Raw genomic sequence first — 14,427 nt, 5'->3', positions numbered from 1 at the left:
ATCTATAAGCGCTGTATAAGATGAGAACATCAATAATGTTGATATGAAGCGCTATTGGTGAAACTCGTTGCTAGTGATTAGGTCAGTACATTTGACTCGGGCAACCTTGTGAAGAAATTTCGATGGGTTTCGTCAAAAGTTATTGGAGTGTCAGAAGAGAATGTTATTACAGTGAGAAGATACCCCGTTACAGCTATCTTCCCGATGACTTTCAAATGGAACTGATTATTTTTATGATTTATCCCGAACCTTGCGCTCAATAAGCTGCCCGTACATATCAAAATACCGACTAGGCCAGATTTCAGAGGGATGTATTTCGAGATAGTTAGCAATTATCCATTCGCCTTTAGGCCACGGTCTGCTGAGCGTATTTGCTAGTGTAGATGAACTGAGGCCAGATTCACGAGAAACAGCCGCTAAGGTTGTACCGCGTTTACGTAATGCAGCGATGATATCAGCTTGATGCCAGTCGTTTTTGGTATTGAACATTCCTGCTATCCCTTCCATTAATTAATATTGATGGTGGCGATTCAAGACAGGGTTCGCAGTACCGGGAGTCATCGTCCGGCGAGACCGAAGCCTCCCCTGTCTGAACCGCCATTGAAAGGACGATAGCAGACACACTGGTAGAAAATTCCTACCAGTGGATGACTCTTTACAAGGCTGCGAAACCTTGACCATCGGATTTTGCCAATGGCGGGGCTACTTTAACTGATTGGTTTATCGGACTCAATAAGCGAATCAGTATAAACACTTAACTTTTTGCGTTATGTTCTGTCCGGATGAGATCTGATACCCTTGCTACTCTGGATTCAAGCAAATATGACAGTCAGCTCAGTGCCATTATGAGAAATTGTGATGAAACTTGTAGAGAAGTGAATGAGAAAAAAGCAACCCTATTACTTTTTCATATCCAAATATTTATTTAATGTAGAATTACATAACCAAGTTAGGTTAGGAGATTGTTTTATTACAATTTCGCTGTCACTACAAAAATACATATGTTACCAACGTTAAAGGCATGGAGGCCGTGTGCCAGTATCAGAGAAGTTAAAAAAAGTGATTTGGTCTAAAGCTGCAGGTAAGTGCTCTATTTGCAGAGAAGACTTATTGCTAAATGATGAAGCCAAAGAACTGACCCATTTAGTTGGCGAAGTTGCACATATAGTTGCAGAAAAAAAAGACGGCCCACGAGGAATATCCGATCTTACCCTATCAGCAAGAAATTCTGAAAGAAACTTGCTTCTGCTCTGTCTTATGCATCACAAGGTAATTGATGATAACCCAAGTTCTTACCCTGTTGATAGATTACTAGAAATAAAAAAATCACATGAAAATTGGATTTCTGAAAATCTGGCCAGTAATCCTGTATGGGATACCAAGCTCCACCAGATGTATTACATAAACGTACCACGACTTTCTTTGTTATGTTCTAGATATGGGTATTCGCTAGATCTTTCGCGCTATGGCCGAATTAAAGCATTACATGAGTTAGGCTGGGAGCTAAATGGCCTAATGGGTGGCTTTAGTAAACTTTTAAGCATGGTGGAATTAAAAGCTGTGCCAATTGAGACTGCACTCACGCAGCCTTCCCTTATAAAAGGAATGTACATAAGTTTTGACCGCCGTTTCAGGACAAAAAACATACACATGCCCAACTGCTTATCCGATTACACAACAATATTTAAAAGCGACTTGAAAAAAGATCCCCATATTTACACTAAGATTGGAGACTACAAAGTGGTTGCTTTTATTGATAAGCGTTGGGTGACTACTAGCACTGCATTCTGCCAGTTTCGCCCTAGCTCTGGCCAAAATGATTTTGCAGGCATTGCATTCGTTAATAGCGTAGATATAACAGCAAAGATAGTAAATATTACTCCATATGTGGTTGGCATGCCGAGCAACGAATTTATCGAAGCTTTCTATGCAAGACTCTAACAAAGAGTAGCTAGAGACAAGTATTCGATTCGCTCTAATTCTCACAAAGCACGAGTTAAAGCCCACCTATCTCTCAGTAAGACTGCCATAAATAAACATCCCCGCCACAATCAGCGGGGTATTAATATGAAATCATCCGCTTCGCATCGTTCAGCTTAATTTTATGCGTCGCAAGCGACGGGTAATTAAACCCTCGAGATTAAATCTCCCTCATTATAGGAGATTGGTTATAATTATCTCACAGTGGAACAAAGACCGCATCATCGGCTAAAGAGGAATATAAATTGATTCCTTATGCCAATTTAGACGGTACGTGGGCAGCTATATACAAAACAATAGAGCAACTGCTGTTTGATAGAGAAAAAATGTAACAAGTAGCCGCGAAGAGTGTATTACGTTGTGTTTAATGAAGTCCCTAAGATAGACGTAAATGTCTGCTCCTCGCTCAAGCTGACTGTCAGATTTAGTCGCTCTTTTCTACAGAACACGCGGTCAGATAAAGTAGCGACTAACCCCAAAAAGGTGTGTGATATCTAACCTTCTGAACATTTGATTTCATTAATTCCTATACTGCTCAGGAATTAAAAAATCAATTAGTTATCTAAACCCCATCAAAGATATCCAGTCTTTGCTGCTGTTCTTCATTTAATATAAACGCAAAGTCTTCATGCTCATTCTGCCATGTACCAAAGCTCATCAGAAACGCAATAGCAGGGTCGATTTTATTCGCTGATTTCTTCTTATTCGGTTTGATATTAGCGTTCGCGTCGGTTGCCATCACCACATTGGACATTGCCCATGCCAGCACCGGATCGCCGTTGTGACGAATAACTTTACGGTTAACGAACACTTCGGCAGATTTAGCCACAGGGCTAAAGCGCATATAAGTTTGCGGGAACGGCTCAACATCCAGCCCCGCGCCCTGCAATTGGGTGCGTAGGTGCGTGGCGTTCCATGTGTCAAAGCCCACCAGCCTGATATCAAAGTGCTGGCTGTCTTTGAGAATATCATCACGGATACGGTCATAATCAATGCAGTCGCCTTGCGTGGTGCATATCCAGCCTGCTTGCGCCCATTGACGATAAACAGCCCGATTCTTATTGGCCGGATTCTGCAACTGGGCTTCGGGTAGGTAATGACGAGTCAGTAATAACAGTTCATTATCCACAGGAAAGGTGTAACACACACTGGTGATATCGCCCGTTGACGATAAATCCAGTCCGGCGTAGCACTCCAGTCCTTTCAGGTCGCTTTCATTATAATCAGTCTGACAGGCTTTCCAAGCGCCCTCACCCATCCACGGCGTTTCCCCCTGACACCAGATATTAAAGCGCTTGGTTAACATCTCTGTCCATTGCGAGGGTATGCCACGGGCTTTTTGGATGGTGTCATGCAATGAGGCAGTGTCTACGGAAATATTCAGATTGGGATTGGCCTTCACCCAAAGCCGCTCATCATCAATCTCGTTCTCGTCGTCCAGCTCGTAGATCAGGGCAAACAGGGATTCATTTTGTTCTTCGTCATCCAATATCTGACAGCAATAATCATAGTGCTGTTTACAGGCTGAGATAACGTTACTGCCTGCTGTCGTAATGGCAAACAGAATGCCTTCGGGGCGTGCGCCCATGCCTAATTCAAGGGCAGAGTACACCGCGTTATCGGGGTGCAAATGGTACTCATCGACAATGGCAAGGCTGGGGTTTGTCCCTTCAATGGTGGCGGCTTTGGCTGCCAGTGGCTTTAACAGGCTATTGGTTTTCTGGTAGGTCACTTTATGTTGCTGGATAGATAGCCGCTTTTTCAGCGGCTTTGATAACAAACTCATCTGGCGGGCATCATCAAACACGATACGCGCCTGATCACGGCTCACGGCGGCAGTGTAAATATCCTGCTGGCCTGACTCCATCACTAAGAACCAATTCGCCAATATCGCGGCAACGGTGGATTTCGCATTTTTACGTGGCACCTGAATATAAGCGCTGCGGTACTTCCTGCGGCCAGTAGCCTTTACCTTGAAGCCGAACAGGTTAGCAAAAGCGAATTGCTGCCACGGCTCAAGGATTATCGGTTTACCGCGTAAATGGCCTTTGACATGTGGACAGAGACGGGAGAAGGCAATAAAACGCGCCACAACCTCAGAATCAAACGTATAAAGCGGGTGATTCAGGTCGTTATAGTAGCGTTTCACTGCTTGTTTTAGTCGGTTACAGGCCAAAATTTTACCGTTTTGGATATCAAAAGCATACTGCTCCCATGCATTCATAAGCGGTCTAACTCGTCTTCTTCCTCCGTTTCTATCGGATTTTTACGCCGTGAAACCGGATCAAAGCCAAGCAACGACGACATTTTTATCATGATTTTTTCGGCATCAGCCTTGGCGCTCAATGAGGGATTACGGCTTTCACTGCCCTGACTGTTGACGATGCTAAATCCCCTAATATCAAGGTCTGCCACGGCTTTTCGGTAAATGGCATAGTTCACGCAGTAGAGTTCTAAATTGTTCCAGTCAGCGGCATTCAGGTCTTCCCGCTCACTTAAAATTTTACCTTTGGCCTTCCATTGACTGCCGGCGATATCATTTAAATAAGTGGGCGGTTTGGGTGCTCTTGCCATAATGTTCTCTGTTCCTTGTGATTTATTTTCAAAAAAATTGCCGTGCGTAAAAATTAGAGGAGGGGGTCGGTTCCGCTGAGAAGCGCGTTTGTCATTTTTGATACCCCCACCCACTATTTCATTTGTTATTATTCTGCGACTAACCAACTGCGACGCTTTGCCGCTTCTGCTGCCCGTTCCTGATAGATACCCTGTTTGCGCTTCGCTTTGGTGATAGGATCTGTCTGGACGGTCTTGCGGTTGTGGCAGGGCTGGCATAACGATTGATGGTTGGATGCAGGCCAGAACAACACATCAGCTTCACCCTGTATCGGGACAATGTGATCCACAATCGTTGCAGAGGCATAGATATCTTGCTGTAGGCAGTGGACACATAACGGATTCGCTTTCAGATATTGCAGCCGGTAGCGTCCCCATCGGTTACTGTAGCCTCGTTGGGTTCGGGTTCCCCGTTGTTTGTCCTGCTGCCGTCTGGCTTCCCGTTGGTGTTGTTCACAGCGGCCTGACTTCACACGCTCACGGCAATTAGGATAGCTACAGCGCTTTAAAGGTTGCCACGGCATCAGTAAACTCCCACATCACGATAGACAGACCACAATGATTTAATGGTGAAAGGCACCTCTTTAAGATCGGCATCCGTTGCCATCTCCCGATTCTCATACAGCAAACCGATATAAAGCAGACAGCCCACCTTAATAGCAGGGGTAAAAGCCAACCCGTTATCAAACCGTTTGCCGATATGTTGCTGGCTAACTTCCAGCGCGGCTTCGGCATAGCCCATTAACAAGATATCATCAAGCGTGTCGCTTTCATCCAGCCGGCAATGCTGTTTGATTTCATTTAAAGGGATTTCAGCCATTAGAAAACACCGCCTTTACAAAGCAACTCTAAGCGGGTGTGTTTCGCATCAGGGATAACCGCCACAATGTCAAAAGCGGTTCCTCTGGTGTTAGCCCCGTCATAGAGAATAATATTAGCGGTGGTCACGTCATCACGGTGACGCATCCAGATACGCACAGTGGCCTCAGAGAACACGGCACCGGATGCCAAACGCTCACGCCCGCTAATCTCCCTCACTTCTGCCCAGACGGTGGCGGCATCCACCCACTTGTCAATAACCTGCCCTGACGGGGCGCGTGACTGCTCGGATTTCTGGATAGTCACCCGATGCCTCAATCTGCCTGCCCTCATTTCTTACCCTCCGGTTGTTTCTTGATTTCTACCGTTTGCTTCCATGCCTGACTAAATTCATCTCCACCTTTACGGGGAGAGAGTCCCTCACGTTCACGGGCTTCATTCGGGCACATGACCCCCGACTTAATCGCTGTCTCATAGCTCTGGAAGCGTTCTTTCGGATTGGCTCGCAGCAGGTCGGCGGTATCAAATTCGACTTGGTAGCGGATGCCGCTTTTTGGTGACGCCACCAGCAAAGCCGATTTGATTTGTTGCTCAAAGTTGGCAAGCCACGGGCGCATGGTCATGGTCAGAAAGGCGCGGGACGCTTCGCTAAAGTTACTGTAGGTACTGTTCGAATACTCTTGCAGAAAGATCGGGCTGACGTTGAACATACGGGCGATATCGTCAATCGTGAAGCGACGGGAAGCCAACCACTCGGCATCTTGGTTACTCATGCCTAATTGCTGGTAGTCCATCCCGCCTTCAAGGATAGGTGTTTTGCCTGCATTACGTGCGCCTTTATAACGTTCGAGCGCTTCCAGTGCCTTAGCGCCCTTGGCGCCATCCAGCCAGTCAGCGGATTTAATTACCCCTGCCGCCATCATGCCGTCTTTCATGATGCTGGTGCCGTGGCGTTGTTGTGCCAGTCCCAGACCTAAAGTTTCACGGCAGATGGTGACAGGCGAGCGTCCAAGAAAGCCGTCTTCGGTGGCATAGCGTAAATGCAGGATTTCTTCCTGTAGGCAAGTTTTCACCTTGCCGCTATAAGGTTCGGTGATGGTGTAGGCGAACCGATGATCGGATAACCGTTGCGGTACAACCGCCGACGGCGAATAAGGGTGTAGAGATTGCGGCTGACCGTCCCGTCCCCAGACGATTACCGCATAAGCATTACCATTGAGTAAGCAATGACGCATCAGGGTTCGCTTAAACTGAAACGGGGTCTGGCAGTCATTCGGGCACTCATTCAGCAAATAATCTACGGGGTGATCACTGAGCCATTCGCGGGATTCTTTGCCGTTCTGGTGCTGAACCCGATACAGGTAACAAGGCATAGTCGCCACCGCCTCACTGATCACCGTAACGGCATTCATTACCGCAGGTAAGCCCTCCGCCGTAGACGGTGAAACATGCTCGCCCGATTTGGTGTTAGACGCGCCCGCCAGAAAAAGAAATTCATCCATGCTCATACTGCGGGTTTCCGTGTCTTTTCGCTTAAAAGGCCACATAATCACACCTCGGACAGTTGCAGCCAGTAATGACGCAAATCAGCATCACAGGGCTTAACCCCATTCGGCGAACGCTTGGCAATCTCCACCCCGCTTTCAGGGTAGGCGGGTAAGCTGGTGATAGTGATTTCCCGCAGTTCGGCCTCTAAAACGGTTCTCAGATACGGCTCTTGTCCAACATCCCACTGATCTTTCAGCGCCCTGAATCCAAAGGACATACCGGAAATATCACCCCGTTCAACCAAAGTCAGTACATCACGCCCCAACTGCGTATCAGGCGGGGTTAACTCGAAGCGTAATCCGGTGGCATCTTTGGTCAACTGCAACGTACCGGACGTGGTGCGGCCTAACAGGTTCATATGATCATGTTCATACAGTGCCCTGACATCAGCCCCCGAAGTTAAACTGGCGCTAAAAGCATTTGGGGCAAACTGTTCCACAAATTCATCCCATAAAACATGGGAGCGGCTGTTCCACTTAATCACATAGCCCACCAGCTTTTTATCAGCAGCAGACAGAGACGCGGTGCGAATTTCAAAATCGTTATTCATCCTATGGACTCCCAAAAAGGGACTTTCGCCCCTTTCGCTTATTTCGACGCGGTTTTAACTTCAAGGATCTTTATTGCGTTGGAGTTCACCAGACCGCCACCCAGATACTTATCGGTGTGTACCTTATAAAATCCCGGCTCAGTGATATTGTCAGGGCGGGTACGGATGCCCGTTTGATGGTCAACGATGAAGTAACCGCGTTTGAAGTCACCCAGACCGATCACCTCATCCGGCATAAATTCGAGGTAATGGACAGGCAAGCCCAACAACATATCGGGATCACCCGCTTGCAGACGCTCACGCCAGATATAATCGCCATTGCCATTTTTCAGCTTCTGTACTTGGGCGGCAGTATTGGAGTTCATCACCCATACAGAATTCTTGCGGTATTTATTCTTAAGCAGGAACTTAAGATCAATCAGGCTATCAGCCTCAAGCGTGGTAGCTTCCAGTTTTTGCAATGTGCCAAAATCACGCACCTTGTCGGCTTGGGTGTCACGGGGATAGGACAGGAAGCCTTTCGCTTTCTTGCTACCGTCACCACTCACGAGATCCGTTTCTTCGGTATCCACGAACGTATCGGCAATCTCTGAGGTCAGCCAGCCCAGAACATCTACATCGCTAAAATCGATAATCTCTTGGGTGGTCTTGGGATAAGCGTAAATAGGGAACAGCTTGATGCTCACTTCTTCCATCTTCGGTGTGGTTGTCTCGCCACGTGCCTTGCCTTCTTCGCCGTGTGCCACCGCCGCACCACCGACCGAAACTAATTGCTTATATTCGTTGCTGCGTGTGGTTTTAATCGTACAGATTTGGCGCATGACAGATTCATCAGCCAATTGCTGCATGATCTGCTTATTCAGTTCAGGGATAACGGTATAGCCGCCCTCTGACGGAACGCCCGTAGACAAAGTGCGGGTTTCTCCGGTCAGAATATAGTGACGCAATTCGTCATTACTGAGGTTCTTGCTGGTCGGCTGGGTTTTACCTGCCTGACTGCGTTCTTCGTCAGATAATGCCTCATAACGGGTAATTTCCGCACTGAGCGCATCAGACTGATTGCGCAGCTCGTCGAACTGTTTGGTTTCATCGGCAGTCAGAGAGCGCTTTTCGTTTTCGGCTTTGGTAAGCAGCGAGCGCATTTGGTTGGTTAAATCGGTTTTTTGCTGACGTAATTCGAGTAGTTTTTTCATGGTGTTTTTCAGAATAGTTATTTTTTCAGTAAATAACTTTTAACATCATGAAAATAATAAGGAAGAATTATGATTCTGTTGAGCAAGCATACAAATATAGAAATGGCGATGTAAATCGCCATTCTAATAATAAAAATCATTCTTTCACTTTTATTGTGTAGGTTTTATTAAATTTACCTACTTTTGTAAACATATTGCCATAAACACCACCAGATATTTTTATAGTTATTTCTCCAGCATGTATAGGCATTCCTTGAATTTGAATACGGCTATAGTCTTTTTCTGTTGCTGGCAGAACAGGGGTTGTATAATCGCTAGGATTCCATGTTAGACCTGAGTTTGAAGGTGTTATTTTGGCTGAAAAACCCATATCTATAACACCCGGTATGTTTATTATTTCATTATATGGAACTCCTACCTGAGCATCTTTTAAATAGTTTCCATTAGGATAAATGGAAACAGTTTGTCTTGTACAAGCAGAAACAAGTAAGATGGATATAATGAAAAAAATATTTCTCATTTTTATTTTATTGGTTTAAAAACCAACCCTCCAAATGTATGTTTTAAAAAATAATTTAAATTATTATTAGGTTTAACTCGCTCACTAATCCCTCCCCAAGTAAACATATTTAAATTAACTATTTCATTTTCACTATCTAGGTTTATTGACTTTCCTTTTGAGCTAACTTCACCTTCCCATACAATCCAATGATTTTTACCTGAAGTTTCACCAGCTGATCCGTTTAGCATTCCAACCGAGATTAAACTTACAACAATATACTCTTTTCTTATATAATCGTTTAAAGTTATTATGTCATTGATATTACTATGGGAAAAAATACTTATATTATCAAAAATTTTCTCATAACCTGCTTTCTCAAACCATTCGGTTAATTTCCCCCACATTGTAACTCCCGCTGTTTCAGCTTCAACTTGATTATAGCTAAAAATAGCATTTTCTGAGTCTCTTAAGCTCGCTAATGTTATCCAATCTAAACCTGAAATTGTTGGTGCTCCATTATTATAGAAAGAACCGCTAGGGTGGCGGCAACCATCACCCGGTTTAATTTCTAATCTACCTATTTTAGTCTTGCCATATTTCCATAGCTCACGGGCAGATTGCTCATAAATATCTGGCCTATCCTTCTGTAAGCAATAAAAAAATGCCGCTGGGCCACATAAACTAGCCCATCCTTGCCTTGGATAAGTTTTTTTTGCAATTCTATCCTGAATTTCCGATTCAATTTTACTTTTTTCAAATGGATCTTTTTCGTGACCAACTGGATATTCTTTTGCAATAAATACTCTTTCAGGGATAGTAATTTTTAATTCAATCGTATTATCGCCATCGCTGACGGGTTTTGTTTCAGCCGTACTTTCAAAATAGCAGGCATTTTCTCGTTTGTTATCCGAACAGGCTTTACCTGCTACAAATTCACCCAGCGTATACATTTTTTTAAAAGGGGCTTGCAATGCCTGAATCGTATTTGAACCGTGTTTACGGTAAAGCATAATTTGCATAATATAAATTACAGAAAGATCATCATCTGTTTCCTGAGTAATATGTTTTTGAGTTTCATAATTACTCTGCAATTGCGCTTTTTCAACATCCAGTAATATATGATGATTTCCTTCTGCATCTTGACGAAAAATAATTAAATCGTAAAACAATTTTTCAGCAGGTACATTCGATTTAATTTGAGTGTAAACGCTATAAGTTGGCATGGTATTAATCCTTTAAAATATGAAATTCAAGATTCTTTTTGTCATCAGTGAGATGCCATTGAGTATAACCTTGTTTATCAGTCTTGCCTTCCTTTACCTGACCATCCGGCAGGCAAACACGATACTTATGTTCGGCTAAAAGATTGCCGTTATCATCCGTAAAACGATAGCGGACGTGATGTTTAGAGGGTTTTGAGGATGTTTCTTCAACCAATGGCTGTTTAAGCGGCTTCACACTCGTGAACCCAGACAATAACGGCCTGCCTTCTTCACGCCCGGCTAATTGGGTAATACTGTAACCCGAAGTCCCCGCGGCAATATGGTTACATGATATCGATTTGTAATCGAGCATCACCACTTCATGGGGGATTGCACCGTTATCATTAATGGAATGGGGATAATTATAGGCAAGATCAACAATCGTTGCGCCTGTTAGTTTAATTTCGTAAAAGAGTTCCAGTTGTCCCATTGGGCTTGTCCGGTAGTGCATAAAGCGTGCTTCCAGCAATTCGTTTCCGTCGATTGCCATTGCTAACAGCGGTGAGGATTTATCAATGGGTTTGGTAAAGCTGACCGGGTGATGATGCGCATTCTGGTCGCGGCTCACTGAATGGCTGACACTCAGTACCTGTATTTCGTCTTCCCGGCCTGTCTGATAGCGATTTCCGATGGATTCGGGCGTTGAACATCCCGCTGAAATTAATCCCTGTTTCTTGCCTTTTAGTGATAAGTAGATAACGTGTGACATCTTGTCTCCTGTGATCTGACTTCCGATAAATATCGAATGAATGAAACAGGATACAACAGAATTGTTTATAGATTCTAGTGTGAGCAAAAATCCATCAATGAAATTGTGATTAACATCTATTATTAAACAAAATCAGACAATTACATCATTTAAATTTCAGGTAGTACCAAAAAATAAAACTGATGCACTGCGTATGCTTTCTCTGATTTGTCTGGCTTTTATTTACCTGCCAAAGGTAGTCCCCTGAAAATCTTTTTACTCCCTTCAACTGTGCACCCTATCCAAAAATCAGTTAATAAATTGAAAATAAATGATTTTTTACGGTGGAGACGGTATCCATCTACTATCCGTACTATGCTCCTTTAATTATTCAGAAAAATGAACAGGGTGAATAGTTGGTGCATAGTTAAAAAATAACTATTAACCCTGTTTTTATATTTAAATTCAATTAATTATGATTATTGGTGCATAGGTTGCACAGTTAAGCATAAAAAGTTTATATAGGCAGGTTATTTGTCAGTTTGTTCAGGAACAGCCGGAAGCCATTCATTCGCCTCATCCGTTAAATCCACATTGTAATAATAGCCCTTTTTGGTTTTGAATTTCCGGTAATCCTTCTTATATTCCTGCATCACTTTCGGCAGGGAATCCCCGAATTTCGTTAATGTGAGTGGCCTGTCAAACCCATAGGCTTCCATAAACGACAAGTAGGCATGGTAAAGGTAGATTCTGAGCGCTCTGGGATGAATGTTTTTATTCCCCATCTTCATGCCTAACTCTTTCCCCAATGAGACCAAATAAGCACAGAAATTGTACAGCGGGTCGGAGTTACTTTTCACCAAGAGTGCTTCGTTAGAATCGCGTTGCGCCTGTAGCAGCTTTTTAGCCTTATTCTGGTCGGCAAATTTGTTCAATAAATGACGGATAATCACAGGCAGTTCCCGGCTGATTTTCTCCGATAATTCCGGGTCTTTTTCTGATTCTTTGACCGGAATATTAAACGGGAATATCACCCGCCGCCGTGCAATCCCGCCATTACGTTCTGTAAAGCTCATCGGTTCGTTATTGGTGGCTAATACCACGGCTTTAATAATGGTGGAAAATTGTTTTTCATATTTCCCGTCAACTTCAATCAGATCGCCGCCTGTAATTGCCTTGATGCCTGCGCCCTCACCGACATATTTAACCTGATCAGGCAATGTAATCAGGCTCTTCCCGACAAACTGATAACGCCCTCTGGCTTCATCCAGTGCTCTCATATTGCCACTGGCGGTATTGTGTTCGCCCGCTAATAAAGTGGCGATATACGTAAAAATACTTTTGCCGCTACCACCTTCGCCTGTCACTTCAATAAATAGCTGCCAGTCATAACGGTTTGCCAGGATCATAAATAAACCCGCATTGATACGCGCCATTTTTTCATCATTATTTCCAGCCGCATGAGACAGCCATTGATAGAAATGTGGGGCATGTTGCCGGATATTTTCCCCGGCTACCGATTCTGTGAATGCTATCCCATTATGGTTCATGAGCCAATGCTCAGGGGCGTGGGGTTTAAACGCCTGTACAGATAAATCATACATACCATTACTGAATCCGATTAACTCCCGTTTCGGTTCACCAATGACAGGAATTTGTAATTTCATCGCACTGATCGCGTTATTAATGCCGTTCGGGCTGTAAGGTGTTTCGTGCTGGTCGAAGATTGCCACCATTGCGCGGCGCAGTTCGCTATCCGGCACGCTTTCCCATGTTGCACCGTTATAACGATAGGCCATTTCACTTTCAGGATTGACCGCTATTTTTCCGTAATACTCAACCAACAGTGCCCCGCGCTGGCTGGCTGCCATTTGTGCCAGATTGTTATTGGTCTTCTTTGGCTTCGTTTCGTGAATAACCACCGCTTCTGCTTCCATGAGTTTTTTCTCCCCAACCTGATATAATCCGTTACTGAATGCCTGCTTTGCTGCCTTAATGCCGTGATGCTGGCGATAATCGTCCCAATCAGATTTTAATTCCGTAGGCGGTAGTGTTACCCAGCCGTTAATCGCTATAGCGGTCTTTTCTGCCGCTATCTTGCCGACATTCTTTTTTAGCCTACCGTTTTTGTCCTGTTCGCCTTGCTCATGCCAGTCATTATCAGCGGCAAGAATAATTTTTGCGTCTGGCCACTGCGCTCTGACCAGCCCGGCAACCGTGAGTAAATTACTTTCATCAATGGCCGCCAGTACCATGCCCTCATGTAACTGACTGACAGTTAACGCCGTTGCATAACCCTCAGCAATGATAAAGGTATCGGGCGTTCCGGTAATCTCTGACACGGGAATAAAACTGCCTTTCTTCTGAGTCCCTGAAACAAGTCGTTTTTCACCGTTTGGCTTGATGGTCTGCGCACCCGTGATTGTGCCGTCCAGCATCTGAGTCACCAGCAATAAAGCACCATCTTTCAATAACCGTTGATTGGGGCATTGCAGCCCCTTTTTCACCAGATATTGAGATTCGCCCGTAATAGCTGTAGCGAGCATTGTTGCGATGCGTTCAGCAATAGATTTCACTGTTCGTGGTTGTGCTTTGGTGGGCTTTGGTTCAGGTAAAGGCATTACCAACACATTCGCCACCAGCTTAGCCGCTGCAAAGACCGTGATCCCTTTGGTTCTTGCCACCAAATCCAGCCCATCACCGTAACTCGGCTCATCACACTGGCGACAATGCCAATCGCCATGATGGTTATCATCCATAAAGTGAAAACGGTCTGTGCCGCCGCAGATTGGGCAAGCGCCGTGTTTGCCTTTTGCCGGAATATCAACACCACAAGCAGGCAACAGGCTTTGCCAACGATTGATGGCTGATGTCTTCACTGTTCGAATAACATCTAATGGGCGGCTTTTCTGATTATTATTTCCCTGACTCATGATCACTCGTCCTCACCATTAACCGCTGCATAAAGCGAATAGTAGACTTCCTGATTAATATCACAGGCCAGTGAAAGCAAATCGTGTAACTCTTCCGAACAGTGTTGGCTGGCCTGTTCAAGAATAACCTCATATAAAGAGGTACATAATCCCGCACGAAATGAAGCCTGACCTAATGGGTCGGATTTCCTGTATACAATGCAATTTAATAATTTAACGCGATGCTCGACTTTAACATCTTATAACGTTGGCTTGTTGAAGCCAGTCGCGTTGACTTTTACCTTGTTTAAAATTGGCAAAAATACCCAACGTGTGAGAAAGAAGTTTTCTAGCAATTCG

14 protein-coding genes are annotated in these 14,427 nt (G+C 44.5%); 1 reads left to right on the top strand and 13 read right to left on the bottom strand.

The genetic code is table 11. From position 1 onward, the window contains the following. Positions 1–231: 231 nt before the first annotated feature. A complete protein-coding gene (locus tag Xets_RS05840; protein WP_187651325.1) occupies positions 232–489 on the bottom strand; it encodes a helix-turn-helix transcriptional regulator in 258 nt (85 codons plus the stop codon). Positions 490–1,032: 543 nt separating this feature from the next. Between Xets_RS05840 and Xets_RS05835 the strand changes: the two genes are divergently transcribed. After that, complete coding sequence (locus tag Xets_RS05835) at positions 1,033–1,941, top strand: HNH endonuclease (RefSeq protein WP_187651324.1); 909 nt, start codon at positions 1,033–1,035, stop codon at positions 1,939–1,941. Positions 1,942–2,542: 601 nt separating this feature from the next. Here the strand turns inward: Xets_RS05835 and Xets_RS05830 are convergent. From Xets_RS05830 to Xets_RS05775, 12 genes are all read right to left on the bottom strand, one after another. Continuing rightward, on the bottom strand, positions 2,543–4,204 hold the full coding sequence (locus Xets_RS05830; protein ID WP_187651323.1) for a terminase large subunit: 1,662 nt from the start codon (positions 4,202–4,204) through the stop codon (positions 2,543–2,545). Further along, a complete protein-coding gene (locus Xets_RS05825; RefSeq protein ID WP_187651322.1) occupies positions 4,201–4,554 on the bottom strand; it encodes a phage terminase small subunit P27 family in 354 nt (117 codons plus the stop codon). The genes Xets_RS05830 and Xets_RS05825 overlap by 4 nt, the downstream gene beginning before the upstream one ends. 128 nt (positions 4,555–4,682) lie before the next feature. Continuing rightward, the gene (locus tag Xets_RS05820; RefSeq protein ID WP_187651321.1) at positions 4,683–5,117 is read right to left on the bottom strand and encodes an HNH endonuclease; all 435 of its coding nucleotides are present in this window, start codon (positions 5,115–5,117) and stop codon (positions 4,683–4,685) included. Next, positions 5,117–5,413, bottom strand: a complete 297-nt coding sequence (locus Xets_RS05815; RefSeq protein WP_187651320.1) for a head-tail connector protein — start codon at positions 5,411–5,413, stop codon at positions 5,117–5,119. Before Xets_RS05815 ends, Xets_RS05820 begins: the two co-directional genes overlap by 1 nt. After that, the gene (locus Xets_RS05810; RefSeq protein ID WP_187651319.1) at positions 5,413–5,745 is read right to left on the bottom strand and encodes a phage head closure protein; all 333 of its coding nucleotides are present in this window, start codon (positions 5,743–5,745) and stop codon (positions 5,413–5,415) included. The genes Xets_RS05815 and Xets_RS05810 overlap by 1 nt, the downstream gene beginning before the upstream one ends. Beyond that, a complete protein-coding gene (locus Xets_RS05805; RefSeq protein ID WP_187651318.1) occupies positions 5,742–6,959 on the bottom strand; it encodes a phage portal protein in 1,218 nt (405 codons plus the stop codon). Before Xets_RS05805 ends, Xets_RS05810 begins: the two co-directional genes overlap by 4 nt. A gap of 2 nt (positions 6,960–6,961) precedes the next feature. Next, positions 6,962–7,510: an HK97 family phage prohead protease gene (locus Xets_RS05800; RefSeq protein ID WP_187651317.1), complete on the bottom strand. Its 549-nt coding sequence runs from the start codon at positions 7,508–7,510 to the stop codon at positions 6,962–6,964. Positions 7,511–7,548: 38 nt separating this feature from the next. Next, positions 7,549–8,703, bottom strand: coding sequence for a phage major capsid protein (locus tag Xets_RS05795; protein WP_187651316.1), 1,155 nt, complete (start codon positions 8,701–8,703; stop codon positions 7,549–7,551). A 136-nt stretch (positions 8,704–8,839) separates the two neighbouring features. Then, positions 8,840–9,223: a hypothetical protein gene (locus Xets_RS05790; protein ID WP_051862875.1), complete on the bottom strand. Its 384-nt coding sequence runs from the start codon at positions 9,221–9,223 to the stop codon at positions 8,840–8,842. Between the two features lie 2 nt (positions 9,224–9,225). After that, a complete protein-coding gene (locus Xets_RS05785; RefSeq protein ID WP_187651315.1) occupies positions 9,226–10,428 on the bottom strand; it encodes a hypothetical protein in 1,203 nt (400 codons plus the stop codon). A gap of 4 nt (positions 10,429–10,432) precedes the next feature. After that, complete coding sequence (gene tssD / locus Xets_RS05780; RefSeq protein ID WP_255430569.1) at positions 10,433–11,176, bottom strand: Hcp family type VI secretion system effector; 744 nt, start codon at positions 11,174–11,176, stop codon at positions 10,433–10,435. Positions 11,177–11,685: 509 nt separating this feature from the next. Beyond that, positions 11,686–14,088, bottom strand: a complete 2,403-nt coding sequence (locus Xets_RS05775; RefSeq protein ID WP_187651314.1) for a primase-like DNA-binding domain-containing protein — start codon at positions 14,086–14,088, stop codon at positions 11,686–11,688. Between the last annotated feature and the right edge of the window lie 339 nt (positions 14,089–14,427).

The organism is Xenorhabdus sp. TS4, assembly GCF_014467265.1.
GTDB classification, from domain to species: Bacteria; Pseudomonadota; Gammaproteobacteria; order Enterobacterales; family Enterobacteriaceae; genus Xenorhabdus; species Xenorhabdus ehlersii.
Note: the sequence above shows the minus strand (reverse complement) of the source record. Positions and strands in the feature narration are given on the sequence as shown.